This is a genomic window from Buttiauxella sp. (assembly GCF_049686335.1).
In the GTDB taxonomy this organism is placed as follows: domain Bacteria; phylum Pseudomonadota; class Gammaproteobacteria; order Enterobacterales; family Enterobacteriaceae; genus Buttiauxella.
This window is the reverse complement of the sequence record NZ_JBAVHX010000006.1, coordinates 42,234-63,203: the sequence shown is the minus strand read 5'-3', so window position 1 is coordinate 63,203 and position 20,970 is coordinate 42,234. Positions and strand designations below refer to the sequence as shown.

At 50.6% G+C, this 20,970-nt stretch carries 17 protein-coding genes; 4 read left to right on the top strand and 13 right to left on the bottom strand.

Annotated elements, in window-relative coordinates; all coding sequences use genetic code 11:
* Positions 1-311 precede the first annotated feature (311 nt).
* Complete coding sequence (gene yhcN, locus WBL83_RS05200) at positions 312-575, top strand: peroxide/acid stress response protein YhcN (RefSeq protein WP_424588148.1); 264 nt, start codon at positions 312-314, stop codon at positions 573-575.
* A gap of 117 nt (positions 576-692) precedes the next feature.
* Complete coding sequence (yhcN, locus tag WBL83_RS05195) at positions 693-959, top strand: peroxide/acid stress response protein YhcN (protein WP_424588147.1); 267 nt, start codon at positions 693-695, stop codon at positions 957-959.
* A 68-nt stretch (positions 960-1,027) separates the two neighbouring features.
* Here the strand turns inward: yhcN (WBL83_RS05195) and WBL83_RS05190 are convergent, their stop codons facing one another.
* The 5 genes from WBL83_RS05190 to aaeX form a co-directional block, all read right to left on the bottom strand.
* Positions 1,028-1,300 (bottom strand): barstar family protein, encoded by a 273-nt coding sequence (locus tag WBL83_RS05190; protein ID WP_424588146.1) that lies wholly within the window; start codon positions 1,298-1,300, stop codon positions 1,028-1,030.
* Positions 1,301-1,341: 41 nt separating this feature from the next.
* Positions 1,342-2,796 (bottom strand): NAD-dependent succinate-semialdehyde dehydrogenase, encoded by a 1,455-nt coding sequence (locus WBL83_RS05185; protein WP_424588145.1) that lies wholly within the window; start codon positions 2,794-2,796, stop codon positions 1,342-1,344.
* Between the two features lie 205 nt (positions 2,797-3,001).
* Positions 3,002-4,963 carry a p-hydroxybenzoic acid efflux pump subunit AaeB gene (aaeB, locus tag WBL83_RS05180; protein ID WP_424588144.1) on the bottom strand — a complete coding sequence of 654 codons (1,962 nt, stop codon included), beginning with the start codon at positions 4,961-4,963 and terminating at the stop codon, positions 3,002-3,004.
* A 12-nt stretch (positions 4,964-4,975) separates the two neighbouring features.
* On the bottom strand, positions 4,976-5,887 hold the full coding sequence (aaeA, locus tag WBL83_RS05175) for a p-hydroxybenzoic acid efflux pump subunit AaeA (protein ID WP_424588172.1): 912 nt from the start codon (positions 5,885-5,887) through the stop codon (positions 4,976-4,978).
* 28 nt (positions 5,888-5,915) lie between these two features.
* The gene (gene aaeX, locus WBL83_RS05170) at positions 5,916-6,119 is read right to left on the bottom strand and encodes a p-hydroxybenzoic acid efflux pump operon protein AaeX (RefSeq protein WP_034498893.1); all 204 of its coding nucleotides are present in this window, start codon (positions 6,117-6,119) and stop codon (positions 5,916-5,918) included.
* A 159-nt stretch (positions 6,120-6,278) separates the two neighbouring features.
* Between aaeX and aaeR the strand changes: the two genes are divergently transcribed.
* Positions 6,279-7,226, top strand: a complete 948-nt coding sequence (gene aaeR, locus WBL83_RS05165; protein WP_424588143.1) for an HTH-type transcriptional activator AaeR — start codon at positions 6,279-6,281, stop codon at positions 7,224-7,226.
* A gap of 16 nt (positions 7,227-7,242) precedes the next feature.
* Here the strand turns inward: aaeR and tldD are convergent, their stop codons facing one another.
* The 8 genes from tldD to csrD form a co-directional block, all read right to left on the bottom strand.
* Positions 7,243-8,688, bottom strand: a complete 1,446-nt coding sequence (tldD, locus tag WBL83_RS05160; protein WP_424588142.1) for a metalloprotease TldD — start codon at positions 8,686-8,688, stop codon at positions 7,243-7,245.
* A 74-nt stretch (positions 8,689-8,762) separates the two neighbouring features.
* Positions 8,763-12,563 carry an AsmA2 domain-containing protein YhdP gene (gene yhdP, locus WBL83_RS05155; RefSeq protein ID WP_424588141.1) on the bottom strand — a complete coding sequence of 1,267 codons (3,801 nt, stop codon included), beginning with the start codon at positions 12,561-12,563 and terminating at the stop codon, positions 8,763-8,765.
* Between the two features lie 184 nt (positions 12,564-12,747).
* Entirely contained in the window at positions 12,748-14,217 is a 1,470-nt protein-coding gene (gene rng / locus WBL83_RS05150) for a ribonuclease G (protein WP_424588140.1), read from the bottom strand.
* Complete coding sequence (locus WBL83_RS05145; protein WP_424588139.1) at positions 14,207-14,800, bottom strand: Maf family protein; 594 nt, start codon at positions 14,798-14,800, stop codon at positions 14,207-14,209. Before WBL83_RS05145 ends, rng begins: the two co-directional genes overlap by 11 nt.
* 8 nt (positions 14,801-14,808) lie before the next feature.
* Positions 14,809-15,297 (bottom strand): rod shape-determining protein MreD, encoded by a 489-nt coding sequence (gene mreD / locus WBL83_RS05140; RefSeq protein ID WP_183270843.1) that lies wholly within the window; start codon positions 15,295-15,297, stop codon positions 14,809-14,811.
* Positions 15,297-16,319 (bottom strand): rod shape-determining protein MreC, encoded by a 1,023-nt coding sequence (gene mreC / locus WBL83_RS05135; RefSeq protein WP_424588138.1) that lies wholly within the window; start codon positions 16,317-16,319, stop codon positions 15,297-15,299. Before mreC ends, mreD begins: the two co-directional genes overlap by 1 nt.
* A gap of 67 nt (positions 16,320-16,386) precedes the next feature.
* Entirely contained in the window at positions 16,387-17,430 is a 1,044-nt protein-coding gene (gene mreB, locus WBL83_RS05130) for a rod shape-determining protein MreB (RefSeq protein ID WP_000913396.1), read from the bottom strand.
* 308 nt (positions 17,431-17,738) lie between these two features.
* Positions 17,739-19,679 carry an RNase E specificity factor CsrD gene (csrD, locus tag WBL83_RS05125; protein WP_424588137.1) on the bottom strand — a complete coding sequence of 647 codons (1,941 nt, stop codon included), beginning with the start codon at positions 19,677-19,679 and terminating at the stop codon, positions 17,739-17,741.
* Positions 19,680-19,964: 285 nt separating this feature from the next.
* Between csrD and msrP the strand changes: the two genes are divergently transcribed.
* Entirely contained in the window at positions 19,965-20,969 is a 1,005-nt protein-coding gene (msrP, locus tag WBL83_RS05120; protein WP_424588136.1) for a protein-methionine-sulfoxide reductase catalytic subunit MsrP, read from the top strand.
* Position 20,970: the final 1 nt, after the last annotated feature.

Genomic DNA, 20,970 nt, shown 5'->3' with positions numbered 1-20,970 from the left:
TTCTGCTGTAAACCTCAGTCAAAACGCATTAACCCACTCTAAAATGACTTCCACTCAGCCTGTTACGTGATGAAGCGCACAAAAAGTCAAAGTCCAATATCTCATTGTTTTTACTTATTTTTAACAAAATAACAGCAATAAAAGACTCATTTTAATAACTTTACGTAATATAAAAAGCCTCCATTATTGTAAAGTTTCATAGGGAATAGTTAGCGTGGTATTAATTTTCCCAGTTATTAGTGTATACTTGATTTTGTGATGAGGGTCACGGAATGAAGACCCCGATAAAAGAATACGACGAGGTGAAAATTATGAACATGAAATCAACTTTAGTTACCGCAAGCCTGCTCTCAATGCTGTCATTTGGCGCTTTCGCTGCAACTTCAATTAATGCAGACCAGGCGCAAGACCGTCAGGCGATGGGTTCAATCTCTGTAAGTCAGGTAGGTAGTGCACCAATGGATATGCACCAAATGCTCAATGAAAAAGCTGAACAGAAAGGTGCTTCTTCATACCGCATCATCGAAGCCCGCACTGGCGACCAATGGCACGCAACAGCTGAGCTGTACAAGTAACAACAAGCAGCCATAAGCAGATGCAATAAAAGAGTTATCTAAACCGACGACCCCAAGAACAATAAATGCAGTTAAGCCCTTCCGGTCGTTGATATAAACCCTTCAGGAGTAAAGATTATGAAAACCAAATTAACTATCGCAGCACTGAGCCTCTTTTCCGTTATCTCTTTCGGCGCTAACGCAGCTGCACATCAGATAGACAGTGAACAAGCACAGAATATGCAGTCTATGGGTACTATTTCCGTAAGCCAGGTAGGTAGTGCACCAATGGATATGCGTCAGGAATTATCACAGAAAGCGAGTAAAGAAGGTGCTTCCGCTTATCGCGTTATCGAAGCACGTTCTGGCGATACATGGCACGCCACCGCTGAACTGTATAAATAAACCCTCGTCGTCTAACCCGACGACTTTGCCCCCGTTCGCGGGGGCTTTTTTATGCCTTGAAATCGGGATTAGCCACGTACGTTAAAACGCAACTGCCCTTCCAGCTCCTCTTCTGCTTCATCAAAAAGCAAAATTAAAGCCCCGTAACGTCGCCTTTGCATCTCTGGCAGATTAACAAATTCAATCTCCGCCGGGAGCGGTAGTAGCCCCCCGACAACGACATCCCACAGACTATCGAGATCGTGAACCTGTTTTTTCTCTAGTCGAAATTCCTGGATAAAGTGACGATAGAATCCCGGCTGATCTTCTATCTGACTAAAATCAAAGGTGTATTTTTTCATTGCTTGCCACCTTAACCAGAACGGTCTTATCTTCGGAGCTGTTACAGCCCGCCAATATGCAAGGTTTTGACTTCCAGAAACTCATCCAGACCCAGCACTGAACCTTCTCGTCCCAGACCAGACTCTTTTACGCCGCCAAACGGCCCCAGTTCAGTCGATACCGCGCATTCATTAATACCAATCATCCCACTCTCAAGCGCCTGGGAGACGCGGAATACACGCGCCAGATTTTGAGTATAGAAGTACGCCGCCAAACCAAATGGCGTGTTATTGGCACGCTCAATGACTTCCTCTTCCGTTTTAAAGCTGAAGCAGGCAGCGAGCGGACCAAAGGTTTCTTCTTGCGCCAGTTTCATATCATCACTGGCATCGACAATCACCGTTGGCTGCCAGAAGTTGCCTCCCAACTCATGGCTCTTACCGCCCACCAGCACTTTGCCGCCCTTCGCTTGCGCATCTTCAATATGCTCACGGACTTTATCTACGGCAGATTTTTCAATGAGTGGCCCGACAACGACCCCTTCTTCCAGGCCGTTGCCCACCTTCAGCGCGTTAACAGCCTGCGCCAATTTATTGACGAAGGTGTCATAAACGCCTTCCTGAATGAAGAAGCGGTTCACGCTCACGCAAACCTGGCCTGCATTGCGGAATTTGTTCGCGATAGCCCCTTTCACCGCTTCGTCGATGTCAGCGTCATCAAAGACGATATACGGCGCGTTACCACCCAACTCCATCGACACTTTTTTCATGGTTTCCGCGGCGTTTCGCACCAATGTTTTGCCGACTGCCGTAGAACCAGTAAACGAAATCTTACGCACCGCATGACTTGCCATAATCGCATCACTGATTTCCTGCGTATTACCGGCTACGGCATTGAGCACGCCATCGGGTACACCGGCCTTTTTTGCCAGTGCCAGTAAAGCAAAGGCAGACAGCGGCGTGTTGTTTGCTGGTTTAATCACGCCAGTACAGCCCGCAGCCAGTGCCGGGCCGAGTTTGCGGGTCAACATCGCCATCGGGAAATTCCACGGCGTAATGGCCGCGACCACACCGACAGGTTCCCGGGTTGCCAGAATGCGTGAGCCAGGTTTTGCAGGAGGGATGATTTCACCGTTGGCCCGTTTGGCCTGTTCGGCGAACCACTGAATGAAACTTGCAGCGTACTCGACTTCACCTTCCGCTTCTTTCAGCGGCTTGCCTTGTTCGGTGGTCATCAAGCGCCCGAGCCAGGCTTTGTTCTCAATAATCAGCTGAAACCAGCGATAGAGAATGGTTGAGCGTTCTTTGGCCGTTTTTGCACGCCACGCAGGGAAAGCTTTGGCGGCGGCGGTTATAGCCTCTTCGGTTTCCTTCTTGCCTGCTTTTGCAACTTTAGCGACAACTTCCCCCGTGGCAGGATTAAGCACGTCGAAGGTTTCGCTCAGCTTGTGCCATTCGCCATTAACCAGATAACCGGTGTTAAATAATTCACTATCCTGGAGTGCCTGATTCGTCATAATTTTCTCCCGTTAAAAATTGCGCATTGAAGATACCCAAAATAATTCGAGTGGCAGGAAGGCGGCAAGTGAGTGAATCCCGATGAGCTTACTCTGGTAAGTGATTCGGGTGAGCAAACGCAGCCAAGGCATCTGCCACTTGAAGTATGACGGGTATAAGTATAGATACAAAAAAGCCGACGTTGGGCGTCGGCTTCGGTTCGGGTCAGGCATCTATCAAGGCATGCTGGTATTTATGCAGCACATCTGCCAGTCGTTTCACCGGTTCGGTGACTTGTAACGGCGCCTCCCAGATACGCAACTTCTCTTGATAAATATCCAGCTCACTTAATAACTGCTCAAAGTAACGTCGCTTTTTATCATCACTGGTTGCTGACGTCAGCTTATCTGCGGTGTTTCTCAACTGGCGATGGAATGCAGAGAGATCGGTATTCACCGGTATTGGTGCATCACGCAGTCGCTGGTGAGCAATAATCAATGTCAACGCCAGGCGATAGCGAGCGATATCTCCCGGGAACATATTGAGCAGCAAGAAAAGTTGCTGATAAAGCGCCGGCAGATGGTTCTCTTTGCGGCGTGCATTATTGGTTGTCAGCGCGGAAACGGCTGCAGAAACAAACTGGTTCAGCAAGGTGCGGCCGGTACGCTCCTTGGAGTTATCACGAATAAGCAAGATAACCATCATCGCCACGAAACAGCCGACAATTTGCCCCAACGCGCTATCCAAAAACGAGCTGAAATGAAACGTCATCGGGTTATCCAGCACAATCACGTTGATGGTTCCGGCAAGCGCCCCCATCGAACCGAGACGTCGTTTCTGGACTTCTATCCCTATAAAGAAGCCTAGCAACGCAAGACTGATGCACAGTAACAACATGCTTTGCTGAGTCGAAGGCAAGATCACTAAGAAGTAGAATGCCCCTAATGGAAGCGCGACTAACATGCCGTATAAAAAGTCGAGGGAGACCATGCGCGGATTGGGTAAACGCATCGCCAACGACGTGACGACGGCAATCATCACCATTGCGCCACTGCCGGATGTCCAACCCGTCCATAACCAGAACAAGCAGCCAAGCACGCAGGAAATGGTCGTACGCCAGAAGTTAATCATCGCGTGATGCCCTTCCGCAGACTGCACTTTGATAACCACTTCCTGGTTTAAAACGTCCTCTTCAATCGAGCTAATACGCGTGTTACTGATGACTCCGCGTTTTAGCAACAGATAGCGGCTGAGCGCACCAACCCAACTGCTGATGGTGGCAGGAGTATTTTTATCGCCGGTATAAGAAATGGCTCGGCGGATAACTTTCACCTGCTTATGCACATCAGCAGCGGTTTCAACAGGCATCTCAAACAGCATGCGGAATTGCGCGGTCATATATTCCGGGCGCGTGTTTTGAATCAGGAATGTTTCGCACGCCTGGGTGATAAGTGTCAGCGACAGAGCGTTGATCGCTTTCAGTCGGCGGTTTGCACGACTCCAGCGGGAAGATTCAATTTTGAGATTCCCGCGCATCCCTTCCAAAGCGGTCGTACGACGTACCAGCCCGCTCCAGGCTTTATCAACTTCCTCTTTATCACCATGCGCAATACACAGCTGCATCAGCCGGTAGTGATCCACCAGCAGGTTATCGAGCTCGCGGTCGATTTCTTGCTTAATAGAACGCGGGGAAAACAGTAAGTCGGCAAGGATCGCACAAACAATACCAATCACAATCTCACTACAGCGCTCAACGGCAAACTGAGGGGCGACAAGAGGGTTGGCCTGAATAGTGATGACAATGATTAACGCGGTGTAGCCAGAAAGCCCCCAGGCATAGGAATTTTCAACTTTGACCAGGGAGGAAATCCAGGTACAAAAACCGGCCCAAATACAGCACACCAGTAACATCACAACAGGTGCACGAATCATCGAAGTGATAATGAACAGTGCAGCAAAGCAGCCGATAAACGTCCCGATGATGCGTAGCATCCCGCGATAACGAATCGCCCCTGAATAGGGTTCGCCACCCGCAGCAAACGCCGGGCCTGCGGCGACTATCGCTGCGGTCAGTACCGCCCAGCGCGGGGTTTCCAGTTGGAAATGGAAACCCACAAACACCGCCAACACAATGGCGAATGCCAGCTTGAAGGCAAAGCGTAAATGTAATCGCGAGATAAAATACATATCGACCTACGCTTAACCGAACTCACGCAGACGATGCATGAATTTAATGAATACCGAGTCATGGTTAATATCCCGGTCTTTATCGCCGGTTACGACGACGGTGGCCGTTGTCCCTGCCGGGAAGATATTCGCCTGTTGCTCATCAAGACGAATACGCACTGGCACACGCTGCGCCAGACGCACCCACTCAAGATTGGAATCAACCGTCGCCATCCCTTTGGTATCCCGGGTGCTGCTGGCATTGGTTACGCCGGCAGAAATACTGTCGACCGTCCCGCGTAATACGCGGTTACTGCCAAGCGGAGTGATTTGAACCCGATAGCCTGGACGAATACCGTCAAGCTTGGTTTCTTCCATGTAAGCCAGAATGTAGAAAGTCCCGCGTTTGACCAGCGCAACAGCGGTGGAACCGCGGGTAATAAACTCACCCGTATACACATTCAGGTTGGTGACCCAACCCTCTGCTGGCGCACGTATAGTAGTACGTTGCAGATCCAGTTGGGCTAAATCTCGTGTCGCTTCAGCCTTGGATAACTGATGCAAAACGGTCTGCAACAGGTTGTTCGACTGGTCAATTTCTTCGCGCGACATCGCCTGCGTCCCCAACGAATTGCGGCGCCCGGCTTCACGACGTTTTTCTCCCGCTAAAGCCTGGTAATAGGCAACGTCTGCTTGTGCCTGCTCCAGCGCCTTCTGGTAACGGGGTTGGTCAATGGTGAATAAAACCTGATCCTTCTTTACCAGTTGGTTGTCATGGACCTTCACATCGGTAATTAAACCGGACACGTCGGGTGCGATCGCGACAACATCAGCGGTAAAACGGGCGTCGCGTGTCCATGGGGATTCGGTATAAAACACCCAGGCACGGAAGATAGCGATGAAAGCCAGCAGCACCAGAATCAGCGTGATGGCAGTGCGGGTCATTTTTGTTGTAAGTGCTTTCACATCAACCTCAGACAAACAGGCGCGAGATCAGATAAAACAGGCAGCAATAAAGCGCTGTATTAAATAATGCCGGATGCCAGACAAAATCATAAATCCCCGTCGGAGTCAGCAGACGGCGAACCAACCAGAACAGCGCCAGCGAAAGAATTAGCTCGAAGAATATCGGCGGAAAAGAAAGACCGAAAATCACGATAACGGGAAATAGACTCATGTTAACCTTGAAGAAAATCCAGAATACACAAGCCCTGGCACAGCCAGGAACGCTGCGCTAACAAAAGTTACGGATTGTGTTAGTAATAATATATTAACGTAATTGTTAGCTAGTTATCTATAATCTGTGATCTAAATCACTTTTAAGCCAGAGTTAACAATGGAAAGACTTAAGCGCATGTGGGTTTTTGCCAAAGTTGTCGAACTTGGCTCATTTACCGCCACGGCAAGGCAACTGGAAATGAGCGTATCGTCCATCAGCCAAACCGTTTCCAAGCTTGAAGACGAGTTGCAAGTTAAGCTTTTAAACCGCAGTACGCGCAGCATCGGGCTCACTGAAGCCGGTAAAATCTACTACCTGGGCTGCCGTAAAATGTTACATGAAGCGCAAGAGGTGCACGAACAACTCTACGCCTTCAACAACACCCCCATCGGGACGCTGCGTATTGGCAGTTCTTCAACTATGGCACAAAATGTCCTCGCGTCCATGACCGCCGATATGCTCAAAGAGTATCCTGAGTTAACCGTTAATCTGGTAACTGGCATACCCGCCCCTGATTTGATCGCTGATGGTCTGGACGTGGTGATTCGTGTCGGTGCTTTGCAGGATTCCAGCCTGTTCTCGACACGCCTCGGCTCGATGCCGATGGTGATTTGCGCCGCCAAAAGCTATCTGCAACAAAATGGCACCCCGGAAAAACCCGCCGATCTTGCCAGTCATTCCTGGCTTGAGTACAGCATTCGTCCGCATAATGAATTCGAGTTGATCGCACCTGAAGGGCTTACCACGAAGATGATCCCGCAAGGGCGATTCGTTACCAACGATCCAATGACCTTAAGCCGTTGGCTAAAAGTGGGCGCGGGGATCGCGTATGTCCCATTGATGTGGGTGATCGATGAGATCAATGACGGCACGCTTGAGATCTTACTGCCGCGTTATCAGTCCGATCCGCGTCCGGTCTATGCGTTGTATACAGAGAAAGATAAGTTGCCGCTGAAAGTGCAGGTTTGTATTAACTATCTGACGGAATATTTCGTGAAGGTTTCGCACCTGTATCAAGGGGTACGAGACAAGAAAGGACGTACAAATGAAATCAGCCGGGATTAACCCGGCTGTAAGATTTTTACGCTGTGCCACCAACCGTCAGGTTGTCGACTTTAAGCGTTGGCTGGCCGACACCGACTGGCAAACTCTGCCCTTCTTTGCCACAGACACCAACACCGTTATCCAGCGCCAGGTCGTTACCCACCATCGAAATCTGCTGCATGGTTTCAATACCGGAACCAATCAGCGTGGCGCCTTTCACCGGTGTGGTCACTTTACCATTCTCGATGAGATACGCTTCCGACGTGGAGAACACAAACTTGCCGGAGGTGATATCCACTTGCCCGCCACCAAAGTTCGGCGCGTAGATCCCGTATTCAACAGATTCGATAATCTCTTGCGGCGTTGATTTGCCCGCCAGCATATAGGTGTTGGTCATGCGCGGCATTGGCAGGTGCGCGTAAGATTCGCGACGGCCATTACCGGTTGGCGCAACGCCCATCAAACGGGCATTGAGTTTGTCCTGCATGTAGCCTTTCAGCACGCCGTTTTCGATCAGCACGTTGTATTGGCCCGGAACGCCTTCATCGTCAATTGCAACAGAGCCACGGCGGTTCGCCATGGTGCCATCATCGACGACAGTACAAAGTTCAGAGGCAACCAACTGGCCCATCTGGCCGCTAAATACGGATGTACCACGGCGATTAAAATCACCTTCCAGACCGTGACCTACCGCTTCATGTAACAGCACACCAGGCCAACCTGCGCCCAGCACCACCGGGAACATACCAGCAGGTGCCGCAACCGCAGAAAGGGTCACCAGCGCCATACGCACGGCTTCTTTCGCCCATGCATCAGCACGCACTTCACCGTCGACAGTTTCAAGGAAATACTCATAACCGAAACGACCGCCACCGCCGCTTGAGCCGCGCTCGCGCTTGCCATTGTCTTCAACCTGAACGCTGACAGACAGACGCACCAGCGGGCGAACGTCAGCTGCCAGAGTCCCATCGGTTGCCGCGACCAGAATCAATTCATAAACGCCAGTCAGGCTTGCGGTCACTTCCTGAACGCGCTTATCCGCTGCACGAGCCACGCTATCGACACGTTTCAGGATGTCGAGTTTCTCTTCACGCGTCATGCTCTGCAGAGGATCAGCGCTGGTATACAACGCACTGTGCTGCACAGCACCTAATGTTTGTACGCGGCCATTGCCTTTATCCTGCACGATGCTTCGGGCGGCATGTGCACTTTGTTCCAGTGCCAACAAGCTCACCTGGTCGGCATAAGCGAAACCGGTTTTCTCGCCGCTAACCGCGCGCACACCGACGCCCTGATCGATGTTGTAAGAACCATCTTTAATGATGCGATCTTCCAGCACCCACGATTCGTGATAACTGGACTGGAAATAGAGATCCCCATAGTCGAGTCGGCGCTCGGATAATTGTCCCAAAATGGAAAACAGATCTTGATGGGTTAAGCCATTCGCAGACAGCAACTGCTCACTTACCAGGTTCAGACTCATCGTTTCGCTACTCTTATTTGTCTATCGATTGGAGATATCTATTGAGCTTGAGGCAATTAACTGCGCGCGTCAAATCACTTAGCTTCCTTATGCCTTGGCTGGCGAAGCACTTCATTGATTTGCGGTTTATCGACTGGACCGGTGATGTGGTAGCGCAGTACCGAGATTTTGCTCCACAGCGGCCCTAACACTTTACTGGCGGCAAACACGGCGGCGCCGATTATCGGGTTCACCACAAATGCCGTTGCCACGCCGACGGTAGCAGAAATTTCAGGTGCAATGACCGCTTCAACGTCGAGGCGACGTTTCACTAAATCGACAGAGCCCTTCATGCCAATATCGGCTTCCAGCCCGTCCACCAGCGTGTCATCGCTATGCAGTACGCCGTCTTTAATCCAGGCGGTGCTGCGGATGGAGTCAAAGTAGAAGCCATCGCCGAAGGTGTCGCTGAAGTCGAAACGCAGTTTACGCATCAACGCATCGACACTGACCAGGCGTAGCAATTGCCCAGCGTGGCCGGTACCCAAATCGGCAATTTGCCCTTTGCCCAGTTTGGTATGCAGGATGCCGTTTAATGAGGCCACATCCGGCTGCCACGGTTTGTCGCGCCAGTGTAAATCATAGTCCGCATCAAACGAGGAACCCTGAATTGGCGTCTTGATGCCAAAGAAGTTAGTCGCCGCATCGAGTTTAGTACCGTGTAAGTTACCTTTTAACGATGTGCGTTCTTCTGCCGGGTTGTTCACCCACTGGCCACTGGCGGTGAGCCTTGCAAATCCAGAATCGATTAAACCGTTTTCCAGTTCAAGCGTGTTCCCTTTAACCGCGAAATCACCGTCAATGCGGCCATATTTCTGCCCCCACAGCCAACATTCTGCACAGCGCAGCTGCAAATCAGGCCACTCCCGGAAATCAATCGCGTTGCTTTCGCCCAATGGCGAAGCGCTGGTCGATTTAGCGGTGCTATTGCCCCAGTCAGGGTTGAAATAGAGATATTTGATGGCTGCTCGCCACGGTGCATTATTTTGCATCGTCAACGAGCCATTCACTTCGCGGCCCTGGGCTTCGACGCGAGTACCATTTGGAATCGCATGGGAAAGCAGACTCAGGTTGTTCCATTGCTGACCCGCAAACGTCAGCGAAGGTGTACGCAATGTAACATTAGTCGGGAATGAGGCCGAGTTACCGACACTTTCCACCGCGCCGTGGCTGAATATTGCCAGCCATTGCGCACCATCCATCGCGGGAAGATCCAGTTCTAAGCCAGAATTGTCAGGTAGTGGCGGAACGGTGTGGCTGTTGGTTGCCCAAATCGCCCGGTCAAGGGTGAGTTTTTTACTCAGCAACCAGCGACTGGCGAAATGGTTTTTCGGACCCGCGTTACCTGTCAGATCGAAACTATTGAGATCGCCTTTCACAGCAACATTCAACGGCAGCGCTTGCCCCGCGGATTTATCGACGGGAGGAGGTAAGTGACTGCTCACATTTTTCAAGTCTGCCGCAACGTTAATTTTGTAGTTCGCCTCTCCGCGGTACGGGAGCGTAATCGCCACATCGCCTTTCCAGGGAACATTACCACTCAATTCTTTACTGATTGGCTCAGGCACAATGCCCATTTTTGTCGGCTGCCAGTCACCCAGCAAGTTGACGCCCACCTTGTAGTCTTTCTCACCGGTTTTAGTATTGAACTCAATACCAATGGGTTGGTTAAACCAGGTGGCTTTCATCGGCTCACTTTCCAGATCGCCGTTAACAAAGCTGAACTTACCGTTCAGATTGGTCAGCGTGCTGGAAAGGGGTTTTATCAGCAATGTATTATTTTTGAGCTGAACATCACCCGAGGCAGTGGTCGCATCGCCATTAAACGGGATATCCAGATGTAAGCGAGCATTCACATCGCCACCAATCTGGAGTTCATCAAGTGCGGAGGAAAGAGAATCTTTAAGCGGAGTGTCTTTGAAATAGAGGCCAACCGCACTGCCAGGACCACTGATATCAGAATCAACCAACAGTTTTTGCTTCGCGTAATCCGGGATTACCGCCGTCAGATTACGTCCGGTCACACCGCCCAGTTTCACTTCATCTGATTTCATCCACAAACCGTTATTGATGAAATCCAGAGTGATATTCAGGTTTTCAAGCGCAGGCCAGTCAGGCTGGAAAGCATATTTCGCGTTATACAACGGGACATATACCTGGAACTGCCCTTCGTTGTGCACATAAGGGAATAGATGAGGATTACCCCCGTAAACCAACGTCGCGTTATCCGCTTCCCCCCCCTGAATCGCACCGCTGAGGTAATCAACCAACTCTTTGCCCATCAGGTTTTCAGGGAAGTAACGCCACGCATCAGCGCCATTATGGGTGCTGATCCCGGCAAGAATCCCAAGCCACGGTTCATTGTCTGTCGGCTGGTAGTAACGGAAGTCACCGGCGGCCCAAACAGAACGCGCTTTTACATCGAGATTTTTGCCATCAAGCTGGAAACCTGCGGCATTTTTCTGCCATTCAAGTGTTGCAACGGCGCGTTCAATTTCCAGCGGCGCACGGAATACGCCCTCGTATGGCATTTTGGCATTAAGAACCTGCGCATTAAGCTGGCCGTGCCCGACGCCGCCCGTCACCGACCCGGAGAAGTGTTCAACGCCCGGCAGCATCTTCCATTGCTTCCAACTGACGTCTTTCCAGCGCCCTTGCATACGGGTGTTTTCAGTCTGCTGAAGCGGAATATCCACCTCCAGAACGTCGATGTGTCCGCGCGGTTGCAGCGTATTCCAAATCTCACCGAAGTCTGGCGAAATCTTTTCTGCGATCGGCGATAAGCCAGTGAAGCTTTCCAGCTCCATATTGGTAGCCCGCACACGCAGTTCGTCACTGCGCTCATTCTCTTTACCACCGACACTTTGAGGCGCAATCCACGCCAGCGCCAACGAGCCTTTAGGCCAGGTTTTACCATCCAGCGTGATATTGGTCGAAGGAATCGCAAGATCCCAGCCTGCACCAGAACGATTTACGCGCGCCATAAGATTATCAACGGACAGCCGATGCTCGGAACGTTTCCCCGCCCAGCTTGCGCCGCCTTGCTTCAACCAGACGTTGCCACCCGAAATATCGCCAGCTTTGATATCCATCCAGGCTTCAAGGGTGAATTCAGCAGTTTTTAAATCGACATTGTCTTTCATCCAGCGGCCAAGCCACGGTTTCATGTCAACGTTTTCGGCCTGCAACCAGACTTTACCAATGTTCAATAAACCATTTTCGTCACGCAAATCCATTCTGACTTTCGCCACACCGTGTTGGCCATTAAAGCTCGACAAGCTGACCAGCCCTTCGGCGCGGTGACGGTTTTTGGTGTTAAGCCAGGTTAATTGCGGAATGGTGAGTTCGGCGCGCTGGCCGGAAATGGTGAGGAAACTCAGGGAGCTATCGCGCAGATCGAAGTGATCGAACTGGCGTAAAAAAAGATCGCTGATTTTGCCCGGTTCGAGCTTACTGTCCCCTTTATTTCGACTTAACGGGGTGTTGGTTCGAACCTGCAATTGGTAAAAAGTGAGATCGCGGAACTGCCAGCGAGCGTGCAAAATACTTTGCCACAGGTCGAGCGCCAGCGTGACACGCTTAACCTTCAGTTCGCCACCATCTTTCAGTCCCGCTTTGATATCGCGGACATCAAGCGTTGGGCCGAAATTTTCCCAGTTTGCCTGGATCTGGCTGGCATCGACGGGCGCACCCGTCATGGCTTCTATTTTTTCGAGCAGCGCTGGACGCCAGGCATTGAGATGCGGCAAAACCAGCCGCAAACCACTCACCAGCAGTGCGACGATAACGATCAACGTTGCGCCAGTGAGCAGCAGAATGCCGGGCAGTCGCCTCACGAATATCTCCTTGTTGGCCGCCGGAGCGGAACTCAAATCTGCACTATACCCAAGTCACTTTAAGATGCAGGTAGGCGGCAATTGCATGAATCCCGATGAGCTTACTTTAGTAAGTGATTCGGGTGAACAAGAGCAGCCAACAACCCTGCATATTGAAGGCCGATGGGTATATCCGTGCGGCGAGTTACATCATAACCACGTCGAATTGCTCTTGATTATAGAGCGGCTCGATCTGAACTTTGACTTGCTTGCCGACGAAAATTTCCACTTCAGCCAAAGAGTGGGACTCTTCGCTTTTCAGCGCTTCCCCTACCGCTGGTGAAGCGTAAACCAGGAAACGGTCGGAATCGTAAGCATGATGCACGCGCACAATTTCACGCATAATTTCATAGCACACGGTTTCTACGGTTTTCACGGTACCGCGACCATGGCAAGTTGGACAGTCGTTACAAAGCACATGTTCAACGCTTTCACGGGTGCGTTTGCGCGTCATCTCAACCAGTCCGAGTTGAGAGAAACCGTTAATACTGGTTTTCACGCGATCTTTGCTCAACGCCTGTTCGAGAGAGTGCAACACACGTCGGCGATGGTCTTCATTACTCATGTCGATGAAATCGATAATGATAATGCCACCGAGGTTGCGTAAACGTAACTGGCGGGCTATCGCCTGTGTCGCTTCAATATTGGTGTTGAAAATTGTGTCATCAAGATTGCGGTGGCCGACGAAAGCCCCGGTGTTGATATCCACAGTCGTCATCGCTTCAGTCTGGTCGATAACCAGGTAGCCACCTGATTTCAGCTCAACTTTTCGCTCTAGCGCACGCTGGATTTCGTTCTCAACGTCAAACAGGTCAAAAATAGGCTGGCGACCACTGTAGTGTTCGATTTTGCTGTGTATTTCCGGCATGTATTCTTCGGTAAATTCCAACAGCATGTCGTAAGTAAGACGGGAATCGACACGAATACGGTCAAGAGCGGCATCGGCAAAATCACGCAGCACACGTTGTGCCAGCGCCAGTTCACCGTAGAGTTGGCAGCGAGTTTTATTACGCTTTTTGCGCTCACTCACTTTGGTCCAGACACGCTTGAGGTAAGCCGCATCTGACGCTAAATCGTCTTCACATACGCCTTCAGCAGCGGTGCGAATAATAAATCCGCCCTGCTCATCGCAATACGCATTCACCACACGTTTCAGGCGTTCACGCTCGGCTTCACTTTCAATGCGCTGGGAAACCCCGACGTGGGAAGCACCCGGCATAAACACCAGGTAACGAGATGGCAGCGTGATGTCGGTAGTCAAACGAGCGCCTTTGGTGCCCAGCGGATCTTTGACCACCTGAACCATTAAATCCTGGCCCTGGCGTACCAGTTCGGAAATATCTCGTACGGTGAAGTTCTTCTGCTCTTCGCCCGCCACACATTCGGTATGTGGCATGATGTCAGAAGCGTGAAGAAACGCTGCCTTATCAAGGCCAATATCTACAAATGCCGCCTGCATCCCCGGAAGCACCCGGCTTACACGACCTTTGTAGATATTCCCTACGATCCCGCGACGTGCTTCGCGTTCGATATGAATCTCTTGCAGTATTCCACCATCAATGTAAGCCACCCGAGTTTCCGATGGGGTCACGTTGACTAACAATTCAGCCGTCATGTTTTCCTCGTCCATCACGCAATGCGTGAAAATTACTCAGCAATTCATAGGTTTCAACTAGCGGTAAACCGACTACAGCATGGTAGCTGCCATTAATCTTCCTGACAAAACAGCCACCAAGCCCTTGAATACCGTATGCACCTGCTTTATCCATGGGTTCACCGCTGGAAACGTAATCAGCGATATCCTGTTCTGATAATGCTCGAAATGTCACTTCAGTCGTCACCAGGCAATCAAGCAACGACTCACTGTCCGCCAGCGCAACGGCCGTCATTACCTGGTGCTGATTTCCGGATAGCATCCGAAGCATATCTGCAGCATGTTGTTCATCTTTAGGTTTTTCCAACACATTGCCATTGTAGATAACAATCGTATCAGCACCTAATACCGGTAAGTCATGTTGAGCGAGTGCAACGCCTGCCCGTGCTTTATCACGCGCCAGACGCACTACGTACTGTTGCGCACTCTCAGCGCTAAGACGCTGCTCTTCTACATCAGTAATGATGCGCTCAAACGATACGCCCAACTGAGTCAGCAATTCCTGACGACGTGGGGAACCCGATGCCAGATACAAAGATGTCATGTTAAATCCTATTGCACAGCAAATTGTTGGCGAATTTTACGCATCAACAAGAAGATCCATGGCCACAGTACACCATTGACCACACTGCTCCAGAATATTTCTGGGCGGAAAGAGACATTGATAACTAAAAATTCAGACCAGAAAACAATGACATCTGTCATCAATGACAACAGCATAACCACCAAAGCCTGTTGCCAAAGCGCGAGATTGCGGAATAGCTGGTACTTTAACGCCACCAGATAAGCAACGATGCTCAGAGATAACGCCCGAACGCCAAGGGTGGAACCACTGATTAAATCCAGTATGGCACCCACGATAAAACCTGTGCCGACATTTACGCGGTGTGGCAGAGCCAGAATCCAGTAAAGCAGGATCAGTAATACCCAGTCCGGACGATAGACTTTTAAATCGTCAGGCCAGGGCATTACTTGTAACAGCAAGGCGACGAGGAAAGAAAGCCAGATTACCCAACGGCCCTGGCTACGGTAACTTCCCACTACTGCCCTCCCTGGCTTGCAGGTGCAGCAGAAACAGTATTCCCTGCAGGCGCTGGAGTGGTAATGCCCGTTGCGGGTGGTGGAACCGGAGCCGGTGGTCCAACAGAATCAGCGGCCGGTAAAACCTGCGGCATCATTTGCATCAGACGCTCATTCGCAACGCGATGAACTTCATCAGGCGGCATCGGGGTTTTCCCTTCACGATCCGCGCCCCACAACAGCAGCAAATAACGCAGACGTTGTAAGCCAGCAGTTGGACGAGCCTGAATAACGGTGTATGCACGCTGAGTATCAAGTTTCACTGAAGAAACGACACCCACTGGATAACCTTCCGGGAAGCGCCCGCCTAAACCAGATGTCACTAACACATCACCGACACGAATATCAGTATTGGCCGGTAAATGTTCCAGTTGCAGATCGTCGGTACAACCATTACCCGCCGCAATGATACGAATATCGTTGCGCAGAACCTGAATCGGCAGTGCATGGGTCGCATCACAGATAAGCAATACGCGGCTGGTGAGTTTCGCCACCGCAACTACCTGACCTACGACACCTTTATCACTAATGACAGGCTGGCCTTCATAGACCCCGTTCACGCTACCTTTATCAATAACCACCTGGTCACTGTAAGGATCGTTAACGGTTGAGATAACCTGAGTCACCATTTTTTGCTCGTCCTGACGCAACGGTGAGCCAAGTAATTCACGCAGACGTGCGTTTTCCTGACGATATTGACCCATCATCAGAAGTTCGCTGTTTTTCAGGATCAGTTCCTGACGCAGTGCACGATTTTCGAGTTCTAGCTGGTCGCGTGATGCCAGTGTTTGCGAGACGCTGTCGAGCAATTCACGGGGACCATTTGAGACAAAATAGAAAGGACTGACGGCAGTATCCATATACGTTCGAATCTGACTGAACGTACCCAGACGGCTATCAGCAATAATGACACCAATCGCCACCAGCACCGCCAGAATTAGGCGAAACTGCAACGAAGGGCCACGGCTAAAAATTGGCTTCATAGGCTATGCGTATTCCAGGGCCAGCAAGAAAAGGCAGTGATAATCACTGCCTTTTACGTGTGGCTGATTACTCTTCGCTGAACAAGTCGCCGCCGTGCATGTCGATCATTTCCAGTGCCTTGCCACCGCCACGGGCTACGCAAGTCAATGGATCTTCTGCAACTACTACCGGAATGCCTGTTTCTTCCATCAGCAGACGGTCGAGGTTACGCAGCAATGCGCCACCACCAGTCAGAACCATACCACGCTCTGAAATATCGGAAGCCAGTTCTGGCGGGCACTGTTCCAGCGCAACCATTACCGCACTCACAATACCGGTCAGTGGTTCTTGCAGAGCTTCAAGGATTTCATTGGAGTTCAGAGTGAAGCCACGTGGAACACCTTCAGCCAGGTTACGACCACGCACTTCGATTTCACGCACTTCGTCGCCCGGGTAAGCAGAACCGATTTCGTGTTTGATACGTTCGGCAGTGGCTTCACCAATCAGTGAACCATAGTTACGGCGCACATAATTAATGATGGCTTCATCGAAGCGGTCACCACCGATACGGACAGAAGAAGAGTAGACGACGCCATTCAAAGAGATAACAGCAACTTCGGTAGTACCACCACCGATATCCACAACCATAGAACCGGTCGCTTCAGAAACTGGCAGGCCTGCGCCGATAGCTGCAGCCATTGGCTCTTCAATCAGGAACACTTCACGAGCACCTGCACCTTGTGCAGATTCACGGATAGCACGACGTTCAACCTGAGTTGCGCCAACTGGCACACAAACCAGTACACGCGGGCTTGGACGCATAAAGCTGTTGCTATGCACTTGTTTGATGAAGTGCTGCAGCATTTTTTCGGTCACGAAGAAATCGGCGATAACGCCATCTTTCATTGGACGGATAGCTGCGATGTTGCCAGGGGTACGACCCAGCATCTGTTTAGCATCATGACCTACGGCCGCAACGCTTTTAGGTGAACCGGCACGATCCTGGCGAATAGCCACGACAGATGGCTCATTCAGTACGATGCCTTGTCCTTTCACATAAATCAGGGTATTCGCGGTACCCAGGTCAATGGACAGGTCATTGGAAAACATGCCACGAAATTTTTTCAACATACTAAGGGATAATCCTGAAAGCTGGGGCGGAAACAAAATCCGCTTACTTTACCAACCACTCATTGCAGCGACAAGGCGCAAAAATGTTCTGCAATGGTGAAAAATTGTGCAGTTTACTACGACCGTTACACTTTCGACACGTTTATCCTCGAACTGCGGAGGAAACAAACAAACGCTGTAGGTTAAACGAACAGTGCAAGGAAGCAAACCGGGTTCATTTCATGCTTCAACAATCTGGTCAGCAGGCGTATTGGCCCCCTTGAGATGCAGCGCGCGTTATTCTACGTGAAATATTTATAAACGGCAGGTTAAACCGAGTATCTTTGCGAATATTTTTTCACGTTGCTGTCTAGTGGTTGAGAGGCCGCAAAAAAATCCCCCTGAGCACCCGCCACGCCTTTCTCCACCAGTGTCTGCCATTCCCTTCGCGTTCTGACTCCAACCGCAAAAACTTGGGTCTGAGTCCCGTTACAGGCCTCAACCAGGCTCTGAACAAATAGCTGATTTTCCGTTCGTTTCTCGATGTTACGCACAAGCCCAGGATGCAACTTTATCAACTCCACATCCAACTCTTTAATATAAGAGGCGCTAACCACGGTCAAACCCGCATGGGAGACCGCAACACGCGCCCCCAATGCTTTTATCAAGCGAATCACAGGCTGCAATCGGCTGATGTGTTGACAAACATCTGCCTCTGCAAGTTCAAAAAGAATACGTCGTCGAAGCGATTTTTCTGATTGCATCAACGCATCACGCAACCAACGCTGGAACGGAGCACGAATCAATGACTCGACTGACACCTGAATAGCCAGGTTTTCTTCTGGCCAGAAACCGGCTAATGGCAACAATCGGGCGATGGTCTGTCGGTCATACTGCTCCGATAAACCAAACTGTTTCACCATCGGCATATATTCTGCCGCCAGCACTTCTTGTTCGCCGTCGAAAATCCGACACATTATTTCGCGATGATGAACGTATCCATTACGCATCACCGCCGGTTTTTGGTAAAAGCGCGGACCGCCACGCTGCAAGACCTGCTCAATGAGCGTACGCCATTTCACATTGCCGCGCCCTTTTTCCGGCAAACTATCGTCATACACCGACCAACTGTTCGCCCCTTGCAAAGAAGCGTTTCGCGTCGCGACTTCTGCGTTCTCCATCACCTGCTCTTTGGTCTGCCCACTTCGCCATGCGCAAATACCGATATGCATCATGTCATTACGGTCAAGCATCCGCGTTGGCGGCAACGTATCAACGGCCTTCAGTAACTGGCTTGCAATGCTGTCGGCTTCTTTTAAGGTGCGATGCGGTAACAAAACGGCAAAATCGCTGCGGAAATAACGCGCCAGCAAAGCGCCGGGGTAACGCATCACAAAAGTCGACAACATATTAATAATGGTAAACAGGTACTCTTCGACCGCATTGCGTCCCCATGTTTCATGCAAGGTGTCAAAATCCGGTAAGCGGATAATCATCACCACGCCATGGGCACCCACTTGCTCTTGTTCATCAAGCAAAGTCGCCAGTTGGTTATCAAAGAACAGACGATTGTTCAGACCGGTTTTCGCATCTTGCGCGGCATATGCACGAATCAAGGTATCCATGCGGCTGCGCTGATCGCTCGCGTTTTGCAGATCTGAGAGCAGTAAATCCAGTGCGCTACTGGCTTGTGGAGGCCATTCCAGCACCGAACCACGCACTTCAACGCCTCTTTCACCATTCAGAATTCGCCGGGCTCTGCTTTCCAGAAGCTCCTGTCCGACGAGTTGTTTTTTCATCCAGCGGATAGCAAAAAACAGCACGATAAGCATGAAGCCAACCGTGATTGAAAGTGGAACCGTCGTGAATAGAGAGTTGTAATAATTGGCGACCGGATCGCGATAGGTGAGCGTAAGGAACATTCCCGGATGCTTCATTAATTCAACAGTCACGGTGCGAAAACTGTAGCTATTTCCCAGTAAGCGATAGGTTTGGCTCAGTTGATGCTGGTAAACCGTGTTGCCGCCCACTTTGAATGCCACTTCGGTGATATCAATGGGAACCATGACTTCGTTGAGGCGCTTGATCAGCGCTTCGGGGGAACTTGAAACCAAATCGTTATCAATGATGGTGGCAACCGCAACCACTCGTTGATGAACTTTATAATGCATCGCATTAAAGAAGCTTAATGAACACCCCACCAGCGTCACAAAAATCGCGAGGCCAGTCAGCAGCGTCATAAAAGCAGAAAGTTTCGTCGTTAATCGCATCCTTGAGTTAACTCCGTTTGGTGAAGATAGACCAGCCTGACGTGATGCGGCATTACATAGCAAAAGCGCTATTCAGGCAAACACGCTGAACACATTCTTATCCTTTGTTGCAAAGGATGCGTATATAAGCCGCTATTCAAGTATAGCCTTCATCGTCTTTTCTCCCATTAACACCACCGCAACTAAACCCGGCCATGTGGTTTAAGTTTCAATTTTTTGTGACATATTCGCAGCCTTCAGCGTTCTCCGTCATGCTTAGTTGATAAAGCCATGCTGGAGAGAAAGATGAAGAAGCTAACCCGCTTTACAGAAGCAGATGTCACACCCGAATCAGTTTTTATGATGAAACGCCGCCAGGTACTGAAAGCGCTGGGTATCGGTGCGGCTGCCCTCTCGCTTCCTCAGTCTGCGCATGCGGATATTCTCTCCTGGTTTAAAGGGAACGACCGTCCGCCCGCTCCATCGGGAAAACCGCTGCAATTTAGCCAACCAGAACAGTGGCAGGCAAAACTCGCCATGACGCCAGAAGATAAAGTGACTGGCTACAATAACTTCTATGAATTTGGTCTGGATAAAGCCGACCCCGCAGCCAATGCCGGAAGTCTAAAAACCGATCCGTGGAAAGTGACGATTAGCGGTGAAGTAGCAAAACCACAAACGCTGGACCTCGACGATCTGTATAAGAAATTCCCGCTGGAGCAACGTATTTACCGGATGCGTTGTGTAGAAGCGTGGTCGATGGTAGTGCCGTGGATAGGTTTCCCGCTTAGTAAACTGCTGGCGCTGGTCGAACCCACCAGCAAAGCGAAATATGTCGCATTCGAAACGCTTTACGACCCGGATCAAATGCCCGGGCAGAAAGACCGTTTTATCGGCGGCGGATTGAAGTATCCCTATGTTGAAGGGTTACGTCTTGATGAGGCGATGCACCCTCTCACGCTGCTGACCGTTGGTGTGTATGGCAAAGCGCTACCACCGCAAAATGGAGCACCGATACGTCTCACCGTGCCATGGAAGTACGGATTTAAAGGGATAAAGTCGATTGTCAGTATCAAACTGGTTAGTGAGTTACCGCCCACCACGTGGAATATGGCCGCACCAGATGAATATGGGTTTTATGCCAACGTAAACCCCAATGTTGACCACCCGCGCTGGTCACAGGCCAGCGAAAGATTCATTGGTTCAGGCGGCGTGCTGGATGTAAAACGACAACCAACGCTGCTGTTTAATGGTTATGCCGACCAGGTGAGTTCGCTCTATCGCGGCTTGAATTTGAAGGAGAACTTCTAAA